Genomic DNA, 23,485 nt, shown 5'->3' on the forward strand with positions numbered 1-23,485 from the left:
AGACGAAAGGAAAACTGTATGTTTCTTTTTGGAAATACCCGAAACGGGCTGAGAATCGCTTTTTTGATGGACGAAATTTTAACGTGAAAGTTGAAAGGATGAATCGTTGCGAGTTTGTTTTGTCAGATACGCAAGCATCGCAAAAAAAGAAAAAATCGATGTTGGATGTTCATCCCGGCAAGGGGAGAACAAAAAATGGGAAATTAGACCATAATTTACATAAAAATATGGCTTAACGCATCATATCTGCCTGACTGTATAGTGAATATGATCTGTAACCGTTTGAAAAATGCTGGGGCAAAACATCTTTGTGGGTGGTTGGTGTGAATGGCCACACTCGTTTTTGTTTTATAGAAAAAATGCTTATAATATACCCGATGCCATAAACATCTTTGAAAACCATTTCTTGCAAGGCCTATCACATACCCCTGTTTTTGACGGGCCTGCAAAATAGAACAGGTTTTGCCTGAATGTCTTAAGACATTCATGAAGTTCGTAAAAATACGTACGACTCACAAACATCGTACTGGAGGAAAACATGCCGATTCATAAATCTACCGAATATGGAGACATTGAAATTTCATTAGATGCCATTGCCAACCTTGTAGGCGGAACTATCAATGAATGTTATGGAATTGTCGGAATGGCCAGCCAGAAGGTCGTGAAAGATGGCTGGGCTGAACTTCTGAAACGGGAAAACTATTCTCGCGGCGTAATCGTCCGCCAGGATGGTAATTCTTTAATTCTCGATATCTATGTAATCGCTCTGCAGGGAATCAAACTGTCCGAAGTCATGGTTGCCGCGCAGCAGCGTGTTCGTTATGTTCTTGAAAAAACCCTGGAAGTCAAAGTTGAAGCTGTCAATCTCAACGTTCAGGGCGTCAGAACTGTTAAGTAAGGAGACGCGCAATGGAACGGATTGACGGTAAAATTTTTAAAGAAATGCTGCGTTCCGGCATGAATAATCTGGCCAACAACCAGGCCAGAATTGATGCCTTGAACGTATTTCCGGTTCCAGATGGAGACACTGGAACCAATATGTCTTTGACTTTTACAAACGGAGTCAAAGAAGCCCTGAAATGCCCGGAAGATACAGTAGGGGCCATTGCCAAAGTTCTTTCCCGTGGTCTTTTAATGGGTGCCCGTGGTAACTCTGGTGTTATCACTTCTCAGATTTTCCGCGGCTTCTATCAGGCTGTTGAAGATCTGGATACTCTGGATGCCATGCAGCTGGCGTCGGCTCTGGTCAACGGAAGCCGGGTTGCCTACAAAGCGGTTATGCGTCCTGTAGAAGGAACAATCCTGACAGTTATCCGTGAAGCGGCGGATTACACCTATGCCTATACAGCAACCGATGAAATCACAGACTGCACCGAGGTCATGAAGAAAATGGTTGAAGAAGCCAAGATCTCTCTGGATACGACACCAGATCTTTTGCCAGTCTTAAAAGAAGTCGGTGTTGTTGACTCTGGTGGTGCAGGTCTTTTAGCCATTCTGGAAGGAATGACTCTTGCCATGGAGGGCAAACCGGTTGAACTCGAACAGTCGGCAGCCGCTGGTGAAAGTGCACAGGCTAAAGTCGAAGGCGGCGAAGGCGAATATGGTTTCTGCACGGAGTTTATTCTCCAGCTGTCTTCCAGAGGAATGAAAAACTTCTCCGAAGCGAAATTCAAAGACGAGCTTGCTGCGATTGGCAACTCGATCGTCTGCGTACAGGATGAAGACCTTGTCAAAGTTCATGTTCATACCCTTGAACCGGCCACTGCGATTCGCATGGGTAAACGTCAAGGACGCTTCATGAAACTGAAAGTTGAAAATATGTCCGATCAGCACGAGGAAATTCTCAGCCGTGAAAAAGAGCAGGAAGAAGAGCTTGCTGGCGAACATAAGAAATATGGTCTGATTGCGGTGGCTGCTGGGGATGGTATCCAGAAAATGTTCAAAGAACTGCGTGTGGATATTGTAATCTCCGGTGGACAGACGATGAACCCTTCCACGGAAGACTTCATCAGTGCCATCAAAAAGCTGAACTGCGATCATATCTTCGTCTTCCCAAATAACTCCAACATTGTCATGGCTGCTCAGCAGGCTGCTGATGTTATGGAAGACAAAGATGTTCATGTCCTGCCTGCCAAGACAATCCCTCAGGGTCTGTCCGCATGTATCATGTACAATCCAGATGCTTCTCTGGAAGACAATCTGGCTGACATGGAAGAGGCGATCGGCGGCGTGAAAACCGGTGAGGTTACTTATGCCATTAAAGATACAACCTATGAAGGTCTGCCAATCAAGGCTGGACAGTACATGGGTATTCTGGGCAAAGCAATTGTCGATGCCCAGGAAGACATGATGGCAGTAACCAGAGATCTTTTAAAGAAAATGATCGATGAAGACTCCGAGCTGGTTACCCTGATCTATGGCGAAGACGCCATGAAAGAACAGGCTGACGAGCTGGCCGACTTTATTGCTTCTTTCTCCGAAGCTGAAGTTGAAGTCTACAACGGAAAACAGCCGGTCTATTCATTCCTGATTGGTGTTGAATAGCCGCCGCAGAAAATGGAATCTGTTAAAACCGGGAATCCTGCGTGACACAAAGGTTCTTTTCCTTCACAATATGGAGGCCTTTTCCATGGCTTCCGATTTACTGACAGATTCTAAGATCCATCGAAGCAAAAATCAGCGGGTTGAACGGCCCGCTTTTATTTATGGCGGAAAGTAAAGCTATATGCATTGTTAAATAACATTAATTACATTTCGTACAAATCTTATACAGGCAAAAATCCAAATAATCACTCTGGACGGTGATATCCTTGATTTATAAAGTCGGGAAGCCGGCTGAAGAGAGGCTTTATATGGTCATTATCTATACATCACCAGGGTGTGCAAGCTGTCGAAAAGCTAAAAAGTGGCTTCAGGACAACCACATCACTTTTCTTGAAAAGAATATTTTTTCGAACCTAATGCAGGAAAGCGAGATCAAATATCTTCTTTCCCGTTGCGAAAACGGCACTTCCGATATTATTTCTACCCGCTCCAAAGCCTTCCAGACCTTGAAGCGCAGCCTTGATGACTACTCACTCAATGAGCTGATCAAACTGATTCAGAAAAACCCATCGATCTTAAAGCGACCGATCATGTTATCGGAACGAACCATTGTCGTTGGCTATGACGATGATGAAATCACGGCTCTGGTTCCAATGGGACAGCGGCGCATAGAAGAAGATTATATGGATCATCTTGCCAGCACAACCGTAGTCCTGAAAGCCCGTTCGAAAAAAAGAGCTTAGTTTCAGAAAAGTCAGGCGAACAGTTTGTAAAAATCTGACCAGAAAAGTTCATGCCATAACAAATTGGCATGAACTTTTTTTGTTGGATTCAAGTGATGTGGAACTGATCGAAAAATGTAAAGAAGAAAAAGGACACCCTGGACCAATCAGTAAACCGGCCAGTAGAAAGGTTTTTCAGCCAAAAGATTCTCCATTGGCTGGCTTGTCTATTTATCCCTTGACAGACTTTTTCTATCGGATCGGAAAATCCATTTGGAACTGAATCAGGATACTCTTACATTGACCATTGACAAGTCATGACCAGCCGATCTGGAAATCATTCTGGGTGTCGATTATGATGGAAAAAGAGAAGAAGAGAAGAGCAAGAAGAGAAGGGGAGATGGAAGATGGCAGTCTGGAATCCGTGGCGTGGTTGTCATCGATGCAGTGATGGCTGTCTGCATTGCTATATTCATAAAGGAGATGCCCGGCGAGGTGTCGATACCAGCCAGATTGTTCAGACAAAAGATTTTTTCAAACCGCTGGAAAAAAAGAAGAATGGTGAACCAAAGTTAAAAGCAGGGATAGTTTATCTTTGTTTTTCAAGTGACTTTCTCATTGAAGAAGCAGATCCATGGCGGCCGGCCTGCTGGCAGATGATCAAACAGCGTCCGGATTGTATGTTTCTGTTTCTGACCAAATGAATTAGGCGCTTTCTTGAATGCGTTCCTGCTGACTGGGGGGCAGGATATGACAATGTGATTGTCGGCTGCACAGTGGAAAATCAGCGAAATGCCGATGTAAAACTGCCGATTTTTCAGCAACTGCCAATCCGGCATAAGTGCATTGTTGTTCAGCCGATGATTGGGACGGTTAGTCTTGAATCCTATCTGGAGGGAATTGACTTGGTCGTTGTCGGAGGTGAATCAGACCGTAACGGCCGCCTGCTTGATTATGCATGGGTTTTGGATTTGAAAGACCAATGCATCCGTCAGAATGTGAGTTTTGAGTTTCGTCAGTGCAGCACCAATTTTCGAAAAGATGGCCGGCTTTATCGAATTCCAACTCGGCAGCTAAGTCGACAGGCCAGAAAAGCCGATATCAATTATCGGGCGAAAAACCTCGACACAGCGCTTTGATAGCCAGACAGAAGATGTCCTTTTGAATAGGACCTTTTGAAAGATGTCAGTGCCAGGCAGAACATAAAGCGTTTTCTCCCTTTGCAAAATCTTGTATCCAGATTCATCCTTTTTTTCTTTTGGACATCCAGAATATCAGAAGAGTGGAATTGAACTCGTTCCAGCCCAAAATTCTGAGACCAACTTGAAATCAATAGGCTTTTCCTTTTGTTTAAAGCGCTTTTCTATTCATAGGGGAACAGAAAGCGCTAAGAACTGGATTGTGCTCAAAGTAAAGAGCAGACTAGAAAATTTATGTCTTTGAATGAAGAAGGATAAGTTGCCGAAAAAAGAATCATAAATACTTTGGCTATGATAAACTGAATTCAGAATTCCCAGGAGGAAATAAAATGAAATATTCAATCGGTATTGATATTGGAGGTTCAAATACCCGCGTTGCGCTCGTCGACGAGAATATGAACCTGATTGAACGAATCCAGTTCAGAACCAATCCAGATGATCCACAGGAAACCCTGGAAAAAATCAGGGAAGTCATTCAAGGATTTGATAAGGACATCGTTGGGATCGGTGTATCCTGCCCAGGACCGCTTAACCTGAAAACAGGCTACATCATTAATACGCCTAACCTGAATGAGTCCTGGTGGACATTCTCCATTCCAGAAACAATCACGAAAATGACAGGTCTGCCATGCTACCTTGAAAATGATGCGAACCTGGCTGCACTTGCTGAAGCTGTAGTCGGTGATGGCAAGGATAAAGACTTTGTTCAGTTCTTAACGGTATCCACAGGTTTAGGGTCTGGACAGGTTGTTCACAAAGAAATCGTAAATGGTGCTCATGGTTTCGCTCACGAAGTTGCAAACTGCATCTTATGGCGCAATGGACCTAGCCATGGCCGTTTAAGCCCGGGTGCTGTTGAAGCCATCTGCTCTGGTACAGCCATTACAAAGCGGGCCCGCAAAGCCGGTCTGGATGTTGCTCACGCTGGTGAAGTTAATGACCTGGCTGTTCAGGGCGATGAAACAGCGGCTGAAATCATGGATGATGCTAAAGAATATCTGGCTAACATGATTGCAACGCTGATTGCGGTAACTGATCCTGAAATCGTTATCCTTGGCGGTTCTGTTGCCATGAAGATCGACGGCTTTGTTAAAGATGTTGAAGATCGCGTAAAAGTAAAAGTCTTCCCACCGGTAGATCAGTATGTCGACGTTCGTCCATCTTCACTTTCTGAAGATTCGGGCCTGCTTGGTGCGGCTTATCTGGCTTTCTCCAAAGCTGGCAAATAAGCAGACAAATCTGATCCCCCGTTCTGGTTTTCAAAAGATGCTCAGAAAAATTGATCCGGATTTTTACTTTAAGAATTGAATTGAAGCGGCCATCGGCTTTGTCCGGCGGCCGTTTTTTCGCGGGTACGTTTTTTAGAAATTTTGCTTACAAAGATCGGAATTTGTGATAATATCTTCGGCTATGATTTATAATTATCTGAAATAAAGACCGTTTAACACAAATGATCTTATTTTCAGTAAATTCGATCATATGTCGATTCATATAACCAATCTTTGTGGAATCAAACATAACAATACTCGATATTTCCTGAAAATATGATTATTTAAAATCAAACAGACAGATTAAGATGTAAATTATGATCAATACAGAAAATTGCCGTTAGTTTTTGTGATCATCCGGAAACCGTTTACACAATGCCGCGAAATGCAACTATTTGCCATAAATTCGTTATCTTATTTAAAATGTATACAAACAAGACTGATTTTCAGATAAATTAGAAATAGTTCGGCAGAAAAAGAGATTAGATTTGAGAGGTTAAGAGATGGTCTATCTTACCAGTGATACACATGGGGCGTTTGACATTCATAAAATTAATCCCCGGGAGTTTATTCCGGGGCAGACAATGACAGATCAAGACTATCTGGTAATTTGCGGTGACTTTGGTTGTATCTGGGATGGTGGAAGCTCGGACCGGTTCTGGATGAACTGGTTTGAAAGCCTGCCCTGGACAACTGTCTTCATCGATGGAAACCATGAGAATTTTGATGTTCTCAATACTTTTCCAGTGGTGGACTGGAAAGGGGGCAGGGCAGCGCAGATCCGGAAAAATGTTTTCCACTTGCTGCGCGGCGAAGTCTATGACTTCGGTGGAAAAAGCTGGCTGGCTTTAGGAGGCGGTTTTTCCCATGATGTAGAATTTCGCAAGCAGGGGATGAACTGGTGGAATGAGGAGATTTTCTCCAGAGAAGAAGCAGAGCATGCCCGTATGATTCTGGATGAGAGAAACTGGAAAGTTGATGTGGTCTTAAGCCATGATGTCCCGGCTGCTCATTCACTTTCAACTAAATATCCTGTGAACATGGATTTGTACAGTGATGATCGAATCAACCAGATTGATTTTCTGGAAGAGATTCGCAAGAAACTGGACTACAAGATCTGGTTCTCAGGTCATTACCATCTGGATTCCATAGAGATTCTGGACTCCAGGCCACATTGCAACCTGTTTAATACGGTCGAAGAGGTGGATCAGCTGATTGAACAGGCGAATCAAGTCAGTCAGTAAAACAAACAGACGCTGCAAAAATGCCAGAATTTCTGATCAGCACATCAAAAGTTCTGGCATTTTTATTTGGTATGACTTGAATTCCTGTAACTATATAAATTCCCGGCCCTATTATATTCCGGCCCTATTATATAGGATTCACTAAGCTCGCACGTTTGATGATCTGGTCCTGGGGCTTAGCCCTATTTTCCGATTGGTAATTGGAAAATAGGGCAGTGCAAGAAAAAGCGCTGGCGGACTTTGAACAATCAAAGCAGCCAGCGCTTCAAGGGCAGGATTTCTGGATTTTGATTCTGTGTCTTATTGGGACAGAACTGAATCCCCGGTACAACTCATGACCGCAAAGAGTCAGCGCATCCAGATGTAGTCATAGGGGAAAACATAAATCAGCCGATAGATCCAGCAAACGAGCATGGCGCTAATCCAGATCCATACAAGTATCTGGGCTGCCTTCCGATTTTTTTTCCAGAGAAGAAAAACTAGAAGACCCAGAATGATTGAAGGGATAAGCATCGGATGCCAGGTCAGCGAAAGGCGCCAGTTGCCCATCAGAAGAGCAATCAGGGCGCGGGTCATTCCACAGCCGGGACAGCGTATGTGGGTGACTGCATAAAACGGACAATGGTAGCCGATAACCAGAACCACAATCGCCAGCAGGCAGATCAGCAGAAGTGATTTGCCATAGCGGTGAAAATAAGAATTTGGGCTGGTTTTAGTCGTTTTCAGCCATGCCATTGATCTGGTCCTGAATGATCGCAAGAGCTGCTGGCTGGAGAATCAGACCAAGGATTGCCGCAATCACGCCAACGCTTGGCTGACGGCCTTCATTGAGTTCATACAGTGTGTTTCCAGCTTTCCAGAAGTAGTAGATTGAATAGATTCCACAGGTCAGGAAAGAATAAACCAGAACCAGAATTGGATCGGTTAATGGTCTGCGGCCGCGGGCGATGCAAAGTTTGTTGATGTCAGCAGCAATCAGATAGAACCAGACAAGTTCAAAAATTCCACAGGTGACGATGGATAACAGCAGATACAGCATGATATTGCGGGTTGGGACAACACCTTCCACATTGGAAGAGGTGTAGTTGTTATGGGAGTAGCCCCCACGATCATCAAAAGACTCACCAGTTGTGGAATAAGAACGGGAGCTGTCATCTGGCAGGTATTGGGCAAATGGAGTATCAGCCAGGTGTTTCCAGTCATCGTAGCCTTCTCTCCATACGTAAGTCGAACCATCAATAATTCCCTGATGGATGTTGCGGATCATCACTTCGGTGGAGAATGGACCAACGGTGCGGTTTTTAACCACATAGAACCAGCGCTGATCTTCGGCTTCCTCATTGCGTAAAACCGACTGTGGCTGGGTGTAAGAGCCAGATTCCGAAACTGTGTTCTGTTCAAAAACAGGCGCTTCTGGCTGGGCTGGAGCAGTTTCCTGATTGTTATCCCTGCCATATAAAGCAGTGTTTTTCAGGTATGTCCATTCGTCCATACCTTTGGTCCAGACATAGGTTCTTGGTGTAACCGTTCCATCGACAATTAAGTCCAGGAACTGGCTTCTGGAAAAAGGACCTTTGGATTTTCCAGATTCTACATAATACCAGCGCTCGCCCAGATCCTGGACAGGTTCACTTGGATCCGTCTGGGTTTCAGCCTGTACAGACTGGTCTTCAGTATTTTCAAACGTGGCGATTGGTTCGTTGTGATAAGCAGGTTCGGAGGAGTCAGACTGAACTTCATTGGAAACTTCCTGAACGGCTTCCTTTGAAAGATCAGCGGATCCTTCTATGTTTGTATGATCTTCTGCCGCTTCGAAATTAAATGGATGACCACATTCCTGACAGAATTTTGCATTGTCATCCGATTCGGTATGGCAGACTGGACATTTTTTCATCTCATAATCTCCTTTAAGTCGTCTCTAAGATATTCGTGCGTCTGAAGTATGGCAGACAAATCTTAAAAGATGCTTAACAGAAACACTGTTTTCAAGAAATATTTTCCGATTTCTGTATGTTTTCATTTTTTCTGGTTTGATCTGGACCGATTTGTCTGCCGGATCTGAATAGATGCCTCCCAATTTTATTTGTTCATTTTCTGATCTTTCATGAACTGGGACGTTTGCAGATCAGACCAATTTCAGAACTGGAGACTGAAATGGGCAGTGAATTTGTATTGCCTTCAGTCTACCTGAATTTATGGCGGCAGGTATGAAACTTACTCACGAACGTGGTATCTGACTTGGATAACTGTTCATTTGAGCGAGGATCAAAAAGAATCACCAGCGAAAGAAGCAAAAGAAAGAAGGTAGGGAGCAGGGAGTGGAGAGATTCGATGAATAAACGAAAACTTAAGCAGTTAAGCCGGTCAAATTCCCAGAAAAGCGCAATGGGCAGACCAAAAGTCATTTTATAAAAACGCCGGCTGAAGGAACAGGATATTCAAAACAGGACCCACAGGATCTAAAGAACAGAGCCGCAAATAAAAAGAGAACCATCCAATGGACAGTTCTCTGATCATGTGACTGTATCCCTGTACGATAAAGACTTTCCTTCTCACAAAAGTCTTCAGAGGATTTCCAATGAAGCGGATCCTTCAAAGGAATGGGAAAACCGGGGATTAGTCAACGTCGATGATATCGGCGAGATTCTCTTTAATGGTTGAAACCAGAGTGTTGAAAGAATTGTTGAAACGGTTCTGGTCGTTTTCGTTGAGTGGCAGAGTCAGAATCTGAGTCGCACCATTACTTCCAATAACGGTTGGAGTGGAAATAAAGTAACCATACTGACCATACTGACCATCCTGATAAGAGGAAACTGGCAGAATGCAGTGTTCGTTGTTCAGGATCGCAGAAACAATCCGTTTTAAGGCAAGACCGATACCGTAGTAGGTGGCTTTCTTCAGATCGATGATCTTATAGGCTTTGTCACGCACTTCAATATAAACGTTTTGCAGTTTGAGTAAGGAGATCTGTTGTTCATCGAGGTATTCAAGCAGCGATTTGCATCCGATGTAGCTGTTTGTCCAGCTTACGAAGGAAGAGTCACCGTGCTCACCTAAGATATACGCGTGGATGTTGGAAGGAGCAAATCCGAGCAGATCGGAAAGTTCAACACGCAGACGGGCAGTGTCGAGAACAGTACCGGATCCGATGACGTGTTCTTTTGGCAGACCGGAAGACTTCCAGGCAACATAGGTCATGATGTCAACAGGGTTGTTGGCAACAACGAGGATACCTTTGAACTTGTTGGCTTTGAGCTGTTCGCAGATTCCTTTTGTGATTTTGGCGTTGATTTTTACGAGTTCCAGACGGGACTGACCTGGTTTCTGTGCAGCACCAGCAGTCAGAACTACGATGTTGCAGAATTCGGCATCAGCGTAAGTTCCAGAGTAAACCTTCATTTTTGTATCGGCATAAACCAGACCATCGGTCAGGTCCATCGCTTCACCACGTGCTTTGTCTTCGTTTACATCGACGAGAACCATTTCGTCGATTCCTTTTTCCTGCAGCATTGAATAGGCAAAAGACATGCCTACAAAGCCCGTTCCGACAAGCATAATGCGGCGTTTGGTAATTCTTTCATCTGACATTAGTAAATCCTCCTGTTTGTCTCATTATAAGGCTTTTGAGCGAGAAATGAGGAGAAAAAATGTCAGTGGAAAAGAAAAGGAAATCAGAGTGTATGAAAGTTAGTGTATCCTTATTTTTGATTCCAGCATACGCTACTTAAAGATCAGATGAATTGACAGCTATGATCTGAAAAACACTGGACTCTCTGAAAAAGAGAAGTGTCTGGATCGGATTTGATTTGATCTCTTTATGTTCATAAATGGCATATTTTAATATTGAATCAGACCGCTTTCTCTTTCTGTACGGACAGGATTCAGAAACAGCTCCAGATATAAAAAATCCCGCTGCCAAAAAGGACAGCGGGAAGAAATAATGAAGCGGATCAATGGAATGACTTCAATCCAGAAACTCGGTCAGCCGGATCTGGGAATGGCTGGGTTCTAGATTGCGGATCCGTAGACAGAAAGAATAGAGTCGATCATTCTGCTTCGGAACCATGCAGCGTGATGTCCAGTTCGACCTGCTCACCATTCCGGTCAACAACCATCTGCACGACATCACCGACAGCATGTTTTTTCAGGATGTTTTTTACCTCAGCGTTCGAACTGATTTCCTGGCCGTCGAAAGAGACAATGCGGTCTCCCATTTGCAGACCAGCTAAATCAGCAGTTCCGCCTTCAACAATCTGAACGATGTAGACGCCAGGTTCCATGGTCCGGTTCTGGCCATAGTAAGTGGAATTCTGAACCTGCTGCAAGGAAACGTTCAGGACTGGACGGGTGGTTACCTGACCATGAGCCACGAGATCATCAATGACGGAAGTGACATCTGAAATTGGAATTGCAAAGCCCAGGCCTTCGATACCCGTATCGGATTGCTTGGCATTGACAATACCAATCAGTTCACCATTGACATCAAACAGACCGCCGCCGGAGTTTCCAGGGTTGATGGCAGCATCCGTCTGAAGCAGAGTCATAGTTTCATTATCGATGGTAATTTCACGGCCGACGGCTGAGATGATTCCTGTTGTCACGGTGCCCCCCAGAGATCCAAGCGGGTTACCGATGGCGATCGCTGCTTCACCGACCTGAATGTCATCCGAACTGCCGATGGTAGCCGGGCTTAAATCCGTCGCATCGACTTTAATGACCGCAACGTCGGTCTGAGGATCAGTGCCGACCAGTGTGGCTTCATATTCCTGGCCGTCATAGGTTTTGACCTTAATGGAATTTGCTCCATTGACTACATGGTTGTTTGTGACAATGTAGCCGTCCGCAGAAAGGATAACGCCGCTGCCGGCGCCCTGCGAAACGTACTGTCCAAAAATGGAATTTCCGCTGGATACGGATTCGGTAGAAATTTCAACAACCGATGGTTTCAATTTCGCGACAATATCCGAGATATCTAATATTTTTACACTTGTATTTCCATCCAGAGAGGATGATGTTTTGTCTGTGATTGGCGCTGTAACAGACCCAGACTGTTTTTGATCAATTGCATAGGAAGCGCCTGCATAACCGGCTACACCGGACAAAACAACGGCAGAAATACCAATTGCCGCAGTAATTCCGATGACAGCTCCGTTTCTCGCGGTGGACTTGCGTTTGGGCACACGTGGTGGAATGTTATTTTCCATAATCTTATTTTTGATCCTTTCTATCTGAAATACGCTAAAAAAAAGCGTGTTTTGTTTGTTCTTTTTCTAGTTCTGAATCAAGTATAGAAAAACTTTTTAAAGGAAGATTAAAAAATGCTCTTGTCAATGATGCATTAGTTGGGAGTTGAAAACAGTAATTATGTCATAGGAAAATGGAAGGAATGCTATACTTATAGAGACAGACAGGAGGTTTATTCATGTCACCAAAGAAAACAGCTGATGTCAAAGCAGATGCAGCAGCAACTGTAAAAAAAGCTGCCGCTAAGAAAACTGCGACCAAAAAAGCAACGACTAAGAAAACTGCAGCCACGAAGACTGCTTCAGCAAATAAAGCAACAAAAACCGCTGAAAAGAAAGTAGCGGCTGCCAAAGAAGCAGAAGTGATCGCTGAATCTTATCAGACACCTGCCGAGATTAATGCAGCACTGAACACATTAAAGGAAGAAACTATTGACGGTGAAAAATATATTGAAGCCGTCGATCAAGTAAAACCATACGTACCAGAAGAAATTAAAGAAGAACCAAAAGCTCCAGCCAAGAAAGCTGCCGCTAAAAAAACTGCGGCTAAAAAAGCACCAGTGAAAAATGAAACCCCAGCTCAGGTAGAAGCTGCCAAAAAAGCAGAAGTGATTGCTGAAAGCAACCAGACTCCAGCCGAAATCAAAGCGGCTGAAGCAACACTGAAAGCAGAAGCCATCGCCGGCGAAAAATACATTGAAGCCGTCGATAAGTTAGCAGAAGAAAAAGCTGCTGCTCCAGCTCCAAAAGCTCCAGCCAAGAAAGCAGCTGCGAAAAAGCCCGCGGCTAAAAAAGCTGCCAAAAAAGAAACTCCAGCTCAGGTAGAAGCTGCCAAAGAAGCAGAAGTGATTGCCGAAAGCAATCAGACTCCAGCCGAAATCAAAGCGGCTGAAAAGACACTGAAAGCAGAAGCCCTCGCTGGTGCCAAGATTATCGAAGCGGTCGATGCAGTGAAAGATACTCCATATACGCCAGAACAGCTCAGCCGCCAGACTCTGGCTGCTAAAGCATTCGCTGAAGGCTGCGCCCAGAAAAACCTGGCTGCCCGTTCTAAGGCTGCTGCCGCGAAAGCTGCAAAACTGTATAAGAAACCTGCCAAATCTGCTAAAGCCGTATCTGCTAAAGCAGCTGGCAATCAGATTGCCAACGATATCATGAAAGAAGCTCAGGCAGAAAACAGACTGCTCAAGCTGATCAAGGAAGTTCCAGGAACTTCTTACGAAGTGGTTATTGCCGAAATTGAAAAGAATGCTGCTATGGAAAGTCGTAAAGCCCTGGCTGCTAAAGCCAAAAACGCCCCAGAAGCGAAAACTGCTGAAGTACCAGAAGAAGAAAAGAATGCTTTCTATGATTCTTTAGACGATTACACATTGCTTGAAATGGCTAAGACCCTCGGGCTGGATATCGATATGGATACCCTCAAAAACGAGCTGACCCATGCCATTGATCTGGATGAACAAATCGATCAGTATATGAAAAAAGCAATTACCGCAAATAAGGACTATACATTTGCGGTTGATGGATTCGACACTTCCGTCATTCCATACTTATGCCGCCGCATTGCTGCAACTCTGCCAAACAAAGCGGCTGACAATGTTGATCTTGCCAAGAAAATCAACGCGGATATTGACCGTATCCTGATTAACGACGGCCTGAACGATTCTGCAATCTACAAAGATCTGCTTGATGACGTTCGCAAGATCCTTATCTATGCACAACACAACAACCTGCATACTCTCGAAGAAGTAGGGAAGATCATTCCAGCGGATCTGAACAAACTGGTCGACCGCTTTATGACTGTTGCTTACACAATCCTGCCAGGCTGGCAGTACAACGACGTGAAGTACTATGAAGGCTTCATCTATGGTGTTATGGCTCAGTTTGATGATCTGGTGAACTGGCAGAACCGTGCATTAATGGATATTGCCGACCTGTACATCAAACATGGCGACTACCAGAATGGAAACAGCGGATATGGCTATGTTCTGCGTGAAAACCAGCTCAAAGACCAGATCTACTATCGTTTTGCTCATGTCTATGAACCATTCGATCTGCAGCGCGCAAAAAACATCGCTCAGGATGCCTTACGCGTAATCGATGGCCGTTACGACTACTATCCAAAAATTCTTGAAATTCTTCAGAAGTAAATCATCCCTGACCACAGACTGAAAAAAGTCAGGTAAGATTACAGGACAGGAAGTGAGGACTAGAATGGCAACTGCTCAAATTCCACAGTGGATCTTTTCATGCCTGGATCAGTATGCAAACTGTGCATGCGGGATTCGTATTGTCAAGAAAATGGGAAAAGAAGGCCTGTTAAATGCTCTGGAAGCCAAAGGCTATCCATGTGAGCTGGAAATCATCGCCGACCCGAAAGACACCAGCGAGTTCCCAGAAGACGGAACATACATCCTGACACTGAAGAGCACTGAACGTCACAATAAAGACACTGACGAAAAAGAATAAACCAGTCAGGCTGCAAAAAGCCGCCTGACGTGAAAGCCAGTCTTTACAGAAACTGGACCTTTACACCCATAGCTCTCTGCTTGATTCCAGAAAGGGAAGGCAGAGAGCTTTTTTGTATCGGATTTTAGCACGAATTGAATGAGGACGAAAACAGGATTGAACAGTCTGGATTCAGGATAGAATGAGATGAAAACAGAAATTGACTTTTCGAAAGAAAGCGGGATGATGCAATGAATAACAGAAATTTTAATCGAAAACTAAATCGAAAACTGAAATGGAAACCAAAACAGTTCCAGAATCAACAGATGGGCAGCCAGCTCGCCGCATTCATGCTGACCTTATCCTTGGCCGGTTCTTTAGCAGGATGCGCCAGACCGAATTCAGACTTGTCAGCGTCGGCGTTTTCAGACACTGCCCCAAGCACAGAAACAGCTGCAGTGATCTCTTCCAGTGACGATGCAGGCAGTGAGTCAAGTTCAAAGAGTGCAGCCGACACCAGCCAGCAGGCCTCAAACCAGAGTTCGTCTTCTTCGGACTCCAACCAGACTGCAAGCAAGTCTTCATCAACAACAGCAACTACACAAACCAAATCAGATACACTCATGGAGGATCTTCTGGCGATCGACCAGAAGCAGGTGGAAGCCATTCTGGACCAGATGAGCCTGGAAGAAAAGTGTGCGCAGATGTTTATTGTTGAACCGGAAGCTTTACTGCCGGATGCATCTGCTGCTCCAAATGAAAATGGGGAAGTGACAGTGACTGACTACAGCCAGATTGCTGCTATGCAGCAGTCCATTCCCGTGGGAGGAATCATTCTCTTTGGGCGCAATCTGCAAAGTGCTGACCAGGTTCAAAACCTGCTTGCTCAGACCAATCAGGCTTCCATCAATCAACTTGGACTTCCAGCCTTACTTGGTATCGATGAAGAAGGCGGAAGCGTGGCAAGAATAGCCAGAAGCGGCATTCTGGGCCAGATCGATGAGCCAGGGGCGCAGGAGATTGCTGATACGGGAGATGCAAATCAGGCGTACCAGGAAGGAAGCAAGATTGGCAGGCATCTTCATGATCTGGGATTCAACCTGGATTTTGCTCCCGTGATGGACGTGCTGACCAATCCCAATAACCCGGTGATGCAGGACAGGACCTATGGCAATGATCCTCAGAAAGCTGCCCAGTTTGCGCTGGCTTTTGGCCAAGGATTGTTAGATCAGGATGTATTGCCGGTTTACAAGCACTTTCCAGGCCATGGCGATACAGCCGAAGATTCGCATGAAGGCTATACGTACTCAAATAAAACGCTCGATGAACTGCTTTTTTGCGAGTTGATTCCATTCCAGGAGGCGGTAGATGAAAAGATGCCTTTGATTATGGCTTCTCACATTGCTTTACCCAATGTCACCAATTCTCAGCTTCCAGCCACTTTATCACCGGATATTCTGACCGGTATCCTGCGCTATCGGATGGGGTTTCAGGGACTGATCGTAACGGATTCGATGGAGATGAAGGCCATCACGAGCCGCTATTCTTCTACGGATGCGATAGGCGGGGCGATCAGTGCCGGAACAGATCTGATTTTGATGCCGGAAAACTTCCAGAGTAACTATTGGACTTTGGTGGATAAAGTCAAAAGCGGCCAGATCAGCGAAGATCGAATTGATGAATCGGTTCGCAGAATTATTCGCGTAAAACTTGCTCTGGCCAAAAGTCAGAACCAGCTCTCGACAGAATTCGATCAGTAATTCACAATGGAAGCAAAGATAAGCTTTGTCATTTGTTCATTGAGCAGATGAATGGATGGATAAACAGAAAGGAGAGAAGGAATGGATCGAACACAGAAACTGCTGCTTTTAGGAGCTACCTTATTGGTCGTCTGGTTTGGCTTTACTTTGCATGATGACTGGGTTCATTTCAATGAATCGCTGCCGATGATTATGGCGGCAAACGATCTGCAAGATCCCGCAGAGACAAAGTGGCTGTTTTTTAATGTGGTTATGTTCAGAGGAGCGCTCTTTCTGATTCCAGCTTTGATCCTGGCTTTTTTCGCAATTACAAGCTTTATCCGGGATTACTCGGTTCCAGGAGAACGATTTTCTTTTTTACGCAGGATCTTTCGTAAAGATCATCATAAGAAGTGATCTCTTCATTCCAATTCACATCAAAGGGATGGTTGCCGTATCAGGTTTCCGTCCCTTTTGACGCTTTTCAAAAGAGAGGACAGTCAGAGATTCAGGATATTGGCTGCAAGCCAAAGAATGAAATGAAAAGCAGGACATCCAGTTTGGATCTCCTGCAATTCAGAAGTGAGTAGTTCATAAGCAGATCAAAGAAAGAAGGGAAGAACTTAAGGTTGGTCATTAAAAACAGGGACTATTGCAATCGTCCAGCCATCCTCAGTGATGGGCTCAGCTAAAAGATTCTCTATCTGGGTTGTTTTTGAAAAGACGCATTTGCCATCCTTTGTATAGGCGTCAATCGTAACATCATCAGTTTGATTCGTAACTGCACAAGTGAATAATTCTCCCTGTCTGATTGGGATATCACCAGTATATACAGAATTGTTCTCGCTGGGCTGGTAATGCACTTCGAGGCGGACGATATCGTCTCGGCCAATTTTGATCTGGAGACGGTTCATAAGCTCGAAGCGATCAAAACTTCTAATATTCTTCTGGTCAGCCTTGTTGTTTATGAAGGTAAGGGTCTGAAGATTGGCAATAGATCGGAAGGCAAACAGCGCACAATCGGACAGTATAATTGGTTCCATACTAGGTGAATTTGGCTGATTGAAGGAGATCGTCATTCCATACGGTTCTTTTTCGGTCTGTAAAGAGGTGGATTCAATGGTCCAGTCAGGTGGATAGGGAAGAGCGCCTTCTACCTTGCCAACCGCGGAAGGATCTCCAACGTAGGCAGTTTTTACAGAATTGATCACCTCATTTTCTTCGACCATCGAAGCCCCTTCTATATTCAGGCTGACGTCCCTGGAGTGATCGTTTGTCTGGTCTTTCTTCTTTGAAGAATCACGTAAAATCCAGATCCTGAAGTCGTCAGTGACATTTGAAATTGTCACGGAATCATCAGCGGTCAATTCAAGAGGATCTCCAATCAGCTGATGCCGGTTGAGTGAGACAGCCTGAATTTTGAAAGTTGAATCCGTTTGATCGGCCTTGAGGATTACCTCATTCTGGACCGGATGGAAAACCGGAGAGGAATACCATATATCCGATTCATTGATATTCATGGAAAGATAAGCAGAAGCTTTTTCGGCCGGAGTTCCAAGACATCCCGTCAAAACAACAGCCATTGCGCATGCCGCTGCAAGAGCTGTTTTTGAATGGGCAGGTGGAGTATGAATCAGGCGGATTCTCTCTTTAATACTCAAAGCGCCAAAACAGGGAACCAGAAGCAGCTGACGTTTTCTGCCAGGCAGTGTGCATTGCAGCAAAGCGCTGGCATAATCGGCTTTGGCTGCGCCATCCATATCGGCTACAGCCTGTTCATCACAGGCTTTTTCGATTTCCTTGTTCAGAGTGGTATAGGCAAACCAAAGAATGGGATTGAACCAGTAAACGGCGAGCAATACAAAAGCCAAGGCTTTCCAGAGAGGATCCAGACGCGCAATATGGGTCGTTTCATGCGTTTCAACACTAGGCAGCAGGTTTGAATCCATGGTGGTCGGAACAAAGATCTTCCAATGCCAGAGTCCCCAGACAAAAGGTTCCTGGATCTGATCTGACTTCCAGATTCGATCGGTGAGCGGCAGGGCAGCAGCCAGCTTGTATCGGATCCGTAAAAGACGAAACAGGCCATAGCCCAAAATTAAAAAGATTCCTGCGATCCAGATTCCATTCAGAGCCGAAAGCAATGGCTGGCTTCTTTGAATCCGCGCAGACCAAAAGGCCAGCTGCAAAGAAGAAGATTTGGTCTGATCTGCTGGTTTCGTCAAGCTTGGATTTTGGTCTGGATTCATTTCGTTGTGAGCAGGCAGATCCACTTTCGCTGCCTGATCCGATTGGATGGCTTCAAAGAGCGCGTCATCAGACGCAAAATTCTGGCCATATTGTTTTTGCATGGAATCTGAGCTCCAGTTTGTTTGGCCAATTGAATCCGGAAGCGTAAAGGGCAGAGTAAACGACCAGGATAAAGGCAGAACCAGCCGCAGGGACAGAAGACCATAGAGCAGGATTTTCAGCCTGGCGGATGTTTTAGAGAAGGTTTTGTCAAAAAGCAGAATGGCTCCAAACATCACGCTTGCGACTAAAGAGACAATCACGATGTCGATAAAAAGATCGGTCATTTTGGATTCTCCTTTCGGATCTCATCAATCATTTTCTGCAGCTCATCGACGTCTTCTTCTGTCAGATGAACCTTGCGGGTGAAGGCGGCCAGAAAAGAAGGGACTGAGTTGGAGAATTTCTTTTCAATCATGTTTTCGATTTCTTCTTCCTGGGCCTGCTGCCGACTGATCAGAGCATGAACCTGCCTGTTTTCAACCTGGACAATTCCTTTTTCAGCCAGGCGTTTAATGACAGTATAGGTTGTTGTCCGTTTCCAGCCGAGTTTCTCCAGGCAGGCTGCCGCTAACTCTGGCTGAAGGCAGGGTTCTAGGTCCCACAGAATCTGCAGAAACTGGTATTCGCTTTCGTTAATCCGGATCCGTTCCATCAGCTTCTCCTTTCTGTCTATAATAGTAGACTTTCTATTTATATTCTACATTTGTAGACAAAAAACACAATGACTTCTTGCTTATGAATTCTTCTGATTTGAGAAGACAGACTCTGCAAACTGGAAAAAAGTGTCAGGAAGATGGAAGTGTGCAGACAGTAAAGGGCAGTAAAGGGATGAAAAGACAGGCAAAGAAAAAGCAGCAGGCATTCCTGCTGCAAATCTTGAAGAAGAATGGACATAAAGCTCTTCGAGGAAGGGAAGAATCTGACTAACAGATTCCAGACGAGATTGAGCTTTGTCAATCAGATTCAAGTAATCGATACGTGACCATCGTCGGTTTGTCCGTCCAGGGGTCTTTTTCGATGTAGGCATCCAGATTGAAGACAGTTCTTAACATCTCAGTAGTCATGATCTCTTCTACATTTCCTTCATAGCGAATCTGGCCATCTTTCATAGCGACCAGATAGTCGGAAAAGCGGGCTGCCAGGTTGAGGTCGTGAATGACCAATGCAATGGTTTTATGCTGCTGACGATTCAGCTTTTCAAGCAGCTGAAGAATTTCCAGCTGATGGGCCATATCCAGATAGGTGGTTGGCTCATCCAGCAAAATGATTGGGGTATCCTGAGCTAAAGCCATCGCAATCCAGGCTCGCTGACGCTGACCACCGGACAGCTGATCGACAGCCCGATTCGCCAGAGTATCCACACGCGTTTCCTTCATCGCCCAGTCGATGATTTTGCGATCTTCTTCGTTTAAAGCTCCAAAGCCTTTCTGGTACGGATACCGGCCAAAGCCCACCAGTTCACGGACAGTGAGTCCTGCCGGGGCCTGTGGGCCTTGCGGAAGCAGTGCCAGTTTGCGGGCGATTTCTTTGGTGGGCAGATCTTTCATGTTCTGACCTTCCAGAAGTACTTCTCCAGACTGAACCGGAAGAATCCTGGCCAGCCCTTTGAGCAGCGTGGATTTGCCGCAGCCATTGGGGCCAATGATGCTGGTGATTTTTCCTTTCGGAATTCGAACATTCATCTCTGGGATGATCGTCTTGCCAGAGTATCCCAGTTTCAGATGCAGTCCTTCCATGGCGGGTTCTGTGGTCTTGGAAGAATTGAAGGAATCAAAGGAATTGGTCTTGTTTTCTGTCATCGAGTCACTCCTTTACAAGCAGATACAAAAAGTATGGAGCACCAATTACGGCTGCCGTAATGCCAACCGGCATTTCATATGGTAAAAACCAGGTACGGGAAATAATATCGGCCCACACCAGTAAAACCCCGCCAGTCAGCGCGCTGACTGGAAGCAGATGGATATAGTTTGGACCAGCCAGCTTTCGCGAAAGATGCGGCGCAACCAGTCCGATAAAGCTCAGCCCGCCGCCAATGCTGCAGCAAAAGGCACTCAAAGCGACCGCACTGATCAGCAGAATCCGGGATTCTTTATTCACATCAATGCCGATGCCAACTGCCGTATCATGGCCAAGCATCAGACCGTTGAGGGTTCGAGAACGGGAGTAGACAAGCCAGCCCAGGATCGAGATCCCGATCAACAGCAGAATGATATTGGGCCAGTCAGCCCCCCAGATATTGCCTGCAATCCAGTTCTGGACAAACGCATACTGGGAATCCGGCATTTGGAGCATCAAAATCGTGGTCAGAGAACTGATGGCAAGCGAAATGGCTACACCCATCAAAAGCATGCGCTTCGGATGAACCTTGCCATGCCAGTACGACAGCCGGTATTCAATCCAGAACGTCAAAGCTGAGCCGATGAAAGCCAGAATTGGCATCATCAGCGAATAGCTCAAGGAAGAGCTGATCTGGCCGCCCTCGAAAAAGACAATAAACACAGCAATGGCAAGTCCGGCTCCGGCATTAATGCCCAGAATGCCTGGCTCAGCCATGTCATTGCGGGTTACGCCCTGTAAAACAGCTCCGGAAAGAGACAGTCCGATGCCGACCAGAATGCTGCCCAGAACTCTGGGCAGGCGCAGGTTGAGCAGAATCGGATTTCCAGAAAACAGTTCAAGAATTGGAATCTGAGCATATCCTGCGTTGAGATCAATCAATAAACCAACGACCAGCAAAAGAGAAAGCACACTGATCAGCAGGACGTCTTTTCTACGCATCTTCTGCCCCCTCCTTGCGACATATGGCAATAAAAACTGGAACGCCGACAATCGCAAAAATAAAGCCGACCGGCGTTTCACTTGGCGCATTGATCGTCCGGGAAATCAGGTCGGCTGCAAGCATCAGCGCACTGCCAAGAACCATTGAGCAGGGGATCACCGCTTCATAGCGGTTGCCCACAAACCGGCGGACCAGATGGGGAACCAGCAGACCAACAAATCCCACTGGTCCGGCCAGGGCCACGCTGGTTCCCGAAAGCAAAAGCACAATCAACAGACACATCAGTTTCGAACGGTTGAGATTAATCCCCAGTCCCTGAGCCGCTTCATCTCCCAGTGAAAGAATGGAGACCTGTCTGGAAAGCAGAATGCCGGCAACGATCGCAGCCAGCAGAATCGGGGCAGCAATTTGAAGCTGATCCATCCGGATACCGGCAGTTCCTCCGGCCGTCCAGAAGGTTAATGATTGTCCAGTATTGGTCAGAATGGAAATTCCCTGGGTGAGCGCCGTTAAAAGCATGCTCACGGCAAGCCCGGCCAGAACCAGTCTTGCGGCATCCAGCTTGCGCCGTTTGAGCAGCAGCAGTCCGAAGACCAGAAAAATTGCCATCGCAGCCCCCAGAAAGGAAGCTAGAATTGTAAAGCCAAAACTGACATTGCTTAAAAACGCCAGACACATCGCCAGCCCGAATGAAGCCCCGGCGTTGATGCCTAGAATTCCGGAATCCGCCAGAGGATTACGGGTCATCCCCTGCATTATCGCCCCAGCTCCGGCCAGCCCTGCACCGACAAGAATGTCACCGATTGTTCGCGGCAGCCGCAGTTCCAGAATGGCAATCTGCTGGTGGTCCGTCATATCGCCCAGAAAGAAGGCACTCAGAACTTTCTGCCAGGAAATCTGTGTGCTTCCCAGGAATATAGAAAGAATCGCAGTGAAAATCACTGCGATCATTGCGGCCACCAGAAAGAAGATTGTTTTCTTCGTACTGGTCTTCATCATTTAGTTCTCCTTGAAATTCTCAAAGAATTCGATGAACATGTCTGCCTGCTTATTTAAGGTGATTGGATCGCGATGCATGAAGGCAACCTGTTCATAAGGAAGAGTGCGGCCTTCGTTAACGGCGGGCAGCGCATTCCACATATTGGAGGAAGTTACGAAAGCCGGGTCCGTCCCATCCAGGACACCATATAAAATGAAATCGCCGGCATATTCTGGTAAAGCTTCCAGCGAGATGACTTTGTAGGTTTCATCGCCATCGACCATTGTGGACTGAATGGCTTCTGGCGCTTTCAGATCCCACATGTCATACAGGATCGATCCGCCGCGGGCAAAGTGGCTGCCCATGGTATAGATTTCCTGCGGCCACATTTCCAGAATGGAAACGGTCCGGCCGTTGACGATGGACTGAATTTCGTCTTTCTTGGATTCAACTTTTTCATTGAACGCAGCGATGTACTCGTCTGCTTCTTTGGATTTGCCAACCAGGTCAGCAATATAATGGAAAGTCTCTTCATCGGAACGTTTCCCATCCTGGATGTAAACCGTAGGGGCGATTTTGGAATACTTGTCGTAATCCGCTTCCGTGATGGTGACGATCAGATCCGGCTTGGCAGCGGTGATCTGTTCGAGAGACGTTTCAGCCGAAGTGATGTTCATCGGCTCAATGCCTTCAGTCATCCCCTCTAAATAAGGATTGTTGAGGGCGTAAGGGGAGGCGATAACTGGTTTTACATCGACAGCGAGAAATTCGCCTAAATAATAGTCACTGACGATTTTTTCAGGATTAACTGGGATTTCTACTTCGCCTTTATCGGTTTCAACCGTCCGCGTTTCGGAGCTGGTTGAAGGATCAGAAGACTGACAACCGATCAGAAAAAGAGCCATAGCCAATCCGGTAAACAGGACAGCCGCTTTAGCCATCCAGCTGGTCTGTTTCAGAGTATGCGTCATGATTCACTGTTCCTTTCTCTGTGCATGAACGAAGTTAGTTTACACTAACTGAATGCCATG

At 45.8% G+C, this 23,485-nt stretch carries 20 protein-coding genes and 1 pseudogene; 10 read left to right on the plus strand and 11 right to left on the minus strand.

The features are described from left to right. Positions 1-538: 538 nt before the first annotated feature. From U4956_RS12645 to U4956_RS12670, 6 genes and pseudogenes are all read left to right on the plus strand, one after another. The gene (locus U4956_RS12645; RefSeq protein ID WP_323091047.1) at positions 539-898 is read left to right on the plus strand and encodes an Asp23/Gls24 family envelope stress response protein; all 360 of its coding nucleotides are present in this window, start codon (positions 539-541) and stop codon (positions 896-898) included. 11 nt (positions 899-909) lie between these two features. Further along, entirely contained in the window at positions 910-2,544 is a 1,635-nt protein-coding gene (locus U4956_RS12650) for a DAK2 domain-containing protein (protein WP_323091048.1), read from the plus strand. A gap of 308 nt (positions 2,545-2,852) precedes the next feature. Further along, complete coding sequence (locus tag U4956_RS12655; RefSeq protein WP_323091049.1) at positions 2,853-3,287, plus strand: Spx/MgsR family RNA polymerase-binding regulatory protein; 435 nt, start codon at positions 2,853-2,855, stop codon at positions 3,285-3,287. Between the two features lie 386 nt (positions 3,288-3,673). Then, positions 3,674-4,405: pseudogene (locus U4956_RS12660) on the plus strand (DUF5131 family protein). A 389-nt stretch (positions 4,406-4,794) separates the two neighbouring features. Next, positions 4,795-5,694, plus strand: coding sequence for an ROK family protein (locus U4956_RS12665; protein WP_323091050.1), 900 nt, complete (start codon positions 4,795-4,797; stop codon positions 5,692-5,694). Positions 5,695-6,236: 542 nt separating this feature from the next. Beyond that, positions 6,237-6,977 carry a metallophosphoesterase family protein gene (locus U4956_RS12670; protein ID WP_323091051.1) on the plus strand — a complete coding sequence of 247 codons (741 nt, stop codon included), beginning with the start codon at positions 6,237-6,239 and terminating at the stop codon, positions 6,975-6,977. Between the two features lie 348 nt (positions 6,978-7,325). On the opposite strand, the gene U4956_RS12675 is transcribed toward U4956_RS12670, so the two are convergent. The 4 genes from U4956_RS12675 to U4956_RS12690 all read right to left on the minus strand — a co-directional run bounded on the left by U4956_RS12675 (position 7,326) and on the right by U4956_RS12690 (position 12,181). After that, positions 7,326-7,712, minus strand: a complete 387-nt coding sequence (locus tag U4956_RS12675) for a DUF2752 domain-containing protein (protein ID WP_323091052.1) — start codon at positions 7,710-7,712, stop codon at positions 7,326-7,328. Further along, positions 7,690-8,871: a GYF domain-containing protein gene (locus U4956_RS12680; RefSeq protein WP_323091053.1), complete on the minus strand. Its 1,182-nt coding sequence runs from the start codon at positions 8,869-8,871 to the stop codon at positions 7,690-7,692. The genes U4956_RS12675 and U4956_RS12680 overlap by 23 nt, the downstream gene beginning before the upstream one ends. Positions 8,872-9,593: 722 nt before the next feature. Continuing rightward, positions 9,594-10,565 (minus strand): L-lactate dehydrogenase, encoded by a 972-nt coding sequence (locus tag U4956_RS12685; protein ID WP_323091054.1) that lies wholly within the window; start codon positions 10,563-10,565, stop codon positions 9,594-9,596. Positions 10,566-11,023: 458 nt separating this feature from the next. Beyond that, positions 11,024-12,181: a S1C family serine protease gene (locus tag U4956_RS12690; RefSeq protein WP_323091055.1), complete on the minus strand. Its 1,158-nt coding sequence runs from the start codon at positions 12,179-12,181 to the stop codon at positions 11,024-11,026. Between the two features lie 218 nt (positions 12,182-12,399). Between U4956_RS12690 and U4956_RS12695 the strand changes: the two genes are divergently transcribed. Continuing rightward, positions 12,400-14,367 carry a hypothetical protein gene (locus U4956_RS12695; RefSeq protein ID WP_323091056.1) on the plus strand — a complete coding sequence of 656 codons (1,968 nt, stop codon included), beginning with the start codon at positions 12,400-12,402 and terminating at the stop codon, positions 14,365-14,367. Between the two features lie 64 nt (positions 14,368-14,431). Next, the gene (locus U4956_RS12700) at positions 14,432-14,686 is read left to right on the plus strand and encodes a hypothetical protein (RefSeq protein WP_323091057.1); all 255 of its coding nucleotides are present in this window, start codon (positions 14,432-14,434) and stop codon (positions 14,684-14,686) included. Positions 14,687-14,984: 298 nt separating this feature from the next. Here U4956_RS12700 and U4956_RS12705 read toward each other — a convergent pair whose 3' ends face one another. Further along, positions 14,985-15,290 carry a hypothetical protein gene (locus tag U4956_RS12705; protein WP_323091058.1) on the minus strand — a complete coding sequence of 102 codons (306 nt, stop codon included), beginning with the start codon at positions 15,288-15,290 and terminating at the stop codon, positions 14,985-14,987. On the opposite strand from U4956_RS12705, the gene U4956_RS12710 reads away from it, so the two are divergent. Further along, positions 15,289-16,425 (plus strand): glycoside hydrolase family 3 N-terminal domain-containing protein, encoded by a 1,137-nt coding sequence (locus U4956_RS12710; protein WP_323091059.1) that lies wholly within the window; start codon positions 15,289-15,291, stop codon positions 16,423-16,425. The two genes, U4956_RS12705 and U4956_RS12710, sit on opposite strands and share 2 nt — an antisense overlap. Positions 16,426-16,506: 81 nt before the next feature. Next, the gene (locus U4956_RS12715) at positions 16,507-16,821 is read left to right on the plus strand and encodes a hypothetical protein (RefSeq protein WP_323091060.1); all 315 of its coding nucleotides are present in this window, start codon (positions 16,507-16,509) and stop codon (positions 16,819-16,821) included. A gap of 206 nt (positions 16,822-17,027) precedes the next feature. Here U4956_RS12715 and U4956_RS12720 read toward each other — a convergent pair whose 3' ends face one another. The 6 genes from U4956_RS12720 to U4956_RS12745 all read right to left on the minus strand — a co-directional run bounded on the left by U4956_RS12720 (position 17,028) and on the right by U4956_RS12745 (position 23,425). After that, positions 17,028-18,980 carry a M56 family metallopeptidase gene (locus U4956_RS12720; RefSeq protein ID WP_323091061.1) on the minus strand — a complete coding sequence of 651 codons (1,953 nt, stop codon included), beginning with the start codon at positions 18,978-18,980 and terminating at the stop codon, positions 17,028-17,030. Further along, positions 18,977-19,348, minus strand: a complete 372-nt coding sequence (locus U4956_RS12725) for a BlaI/MecI/CopY family transcriptional regulator (RefSeq protein ID WP_323091062.1) — start codon at positions 19,346-19,348, stop codon at positions 18,977-18,979. Before U4956_RS12725 ends, U4956_RS12720 begins: the two co-directional genes overlap by 4 nt. Positions 19,349-19,649: 301 nt before the next feature. Then, complete coding sequence (locus tag U4956_RS12730; protein WP_323091063.1) at positions 19,650-20,495, minus strand: ABC transporter ATP-binding protein; 846 nt, start codon at positions 20,493-20,495, stop codon at positions 19,650-19,652. Between the two features lie 4 nt (positions 20,496-20,499). Beyond that, positions 20,500-21,474 carry a FecCD family ABC transporter permease gene (locus tag U4956_RS12735; protein ID WP_323091064.1) on the minus strand — a complete coding sequence of 325 codons (975 nt, stop codon included), beginning with the start codon at positions 21,472-21,474 and terminating at the stop codon, positions 20,500-20,502. Then, positions 21,467-22,474 (minus strand): iron ABC transporter permease, encoded by a 1,008-nt coding sequence (locus U4956_RS12740; RefSeq protein WP_323091065.1) that lies wholly within the window; start codon positions 22,472-22,474, stop codon positions 21,467-21,469. Before U4956_RS12740 ends, U4956_RS12735 begins: the two co-directional genes overlap by 8 nt. Further along, positions 22,475-23,425 (minus strand): ABC transporter substrate-binding protein, encoded by a 951-nt coding sequence (locus U4956_RS12745; protein ID WP_323091066.1) that lies wholly within the window; start codon positions 23,423-23,425, stop codon positions 22,475-22,477. Positions 23,426-23,485: the final 60 nt, after the last annotated feature.

The sequence above is a fragment of the Allobaculum sp. JKK-2023 genome (assembly GCF_034745455.1).
Taxonomy (GTDB): domain Bacteria; phylum Bacillota_I; class Bacilli_A; order Erysipelotrichales; family Erysipelotrichaceae; genus Allobaculum.

Coding starts and splice junctions, on each gene's coding strand:
- U4956_RS12695 (WP_323091056.1), top strand. CDS start 12,400: ATGTCACCAAAGAAAACAGCTGATGTCAAAGCAGATGCAGCAGCAACT.
- U4956_RS12650 (WP_323091048.1), top strand. CDS start 910: ATGGAACGGATTGACGGTAAAATTTTTAAAGAAATGCTGCGTTCCGGC.
- U4956_RS12730 (WP_323091063.1), bottom strand. CDS start 20,495: ATGACAGAAAACAAGACCAATTCCTTTGATTCCTTCAATTCTTCCAAG.
- U4956_RS12680 (WP_323091053.1), bottom strand. CDS start 8,871: ATGAAAAAATGTCCAGTCTGCCATACCGAATCGGATGACAATGCAAAA.
- U4956_RS12740 (WP_323091065.1), bottom strand. CDS start 22,474: ATGATGAAGACCAGTACGAAGAAAACAATCTTCTTTCTGGTGGCCGCA.
- U4956_RS12725 (WP_323091062.1), bottom strand. CDS start 19,348: ATGGAACGGATCCGGATTAACGAAAGCGAATACCAGTTTCTGCAGATT.
- U4956_RS12655 (WP_323091049.1), top strand. CDS start 2,853: ATGGTCATTATCTATACATCACCAGGGTGTGCAAGCTGTCGAAAAGCT.
- U4956_RS12745 (WP_323091066.1), bottom strand. CDS start 23,425: ATGACGCATACTCTGAAACAGACCAGCTGGATGGCTAAAGCGGCTGTC.
- U4956_RS12665 (WP_323091050.1), top strand. CDS start 4,795: ATGAAATATTCAATCGGTATTGATATTGGAGGTTCAAATACCCGCGTT.
- U4956_RS12645 (WP_323091047.1), top strand. CDS start 539: ATGCCGATTCATAAATCTACCGAATATGGAGACATTGAAATTTCATTA.
- U4956_RS12670 (WP_323091051.1), top strand. CDS start 6,237: ATGGTCTATCTTACCAGTGATACACATGGGGCGTTTGACATTCATAAA.
- U4956_RS12735 (WP_323091064.1), bottom strand. CDS start 21,474: ATGCGTAGAAAAGACGTCCTGCTGATCAGTGTGCTTTCTCTTTTGCTG.
- U4956_RS12675 (WP_323091052.1), bottom strand. CDS start 7,712: ATGGCATGGCTGAAAACGACTAAAACCAGCCCAAATTCTTATTTTCAC.
- U4956_RS12705 (WP_323091058.1), bottom strand. CDS start 15,290: ATGAGTGTATCTGATTTGGTTTGTGTAGTTGCTGTTGTTGATGAAGAC.
- U4956_RS12690 (WP_323091055.1), bottom strand. CDS start 12,181: ATGGAAAATAACATTCCACCACGTGTGCCCAAACGCAAGTCCACCGCG.
- U4956_RS12720 (WP_323091061.1), bottom strand. CDS start 18,980: ATGACCGATCTTTTTATCGACATCGTGATTGTCTCTTTAGTCGCAAGC.
- U4956_RS12715 (WP_323091060.1), top strand. CDS start 16,507: ATGGATCGAACACAGAAACTGCTGCTTTTAGGAGCTACCTTATTGGTC.
- U4956_RS12685 (WP_323091054.1), bottom strand. CDS start 10,565: ATGTCAGATGAAAGAATTACCAAACGCCGCATTATGCTTGTCGGAACG.
- U4956_RS12700 (WP_323091057.1), top strand. CDS start 14,432: ATGGCAACTGCTCAAATTCCACAGTGGATCTTTTCATGCCTGGATCAG.
- U4956_RS12710 (WP_323091059.1), top strand. CDS start 15,289: ATGGAGGATCTTCTGGCGATCGACCAGAAGCAGGTGGAAGCCATTCTG.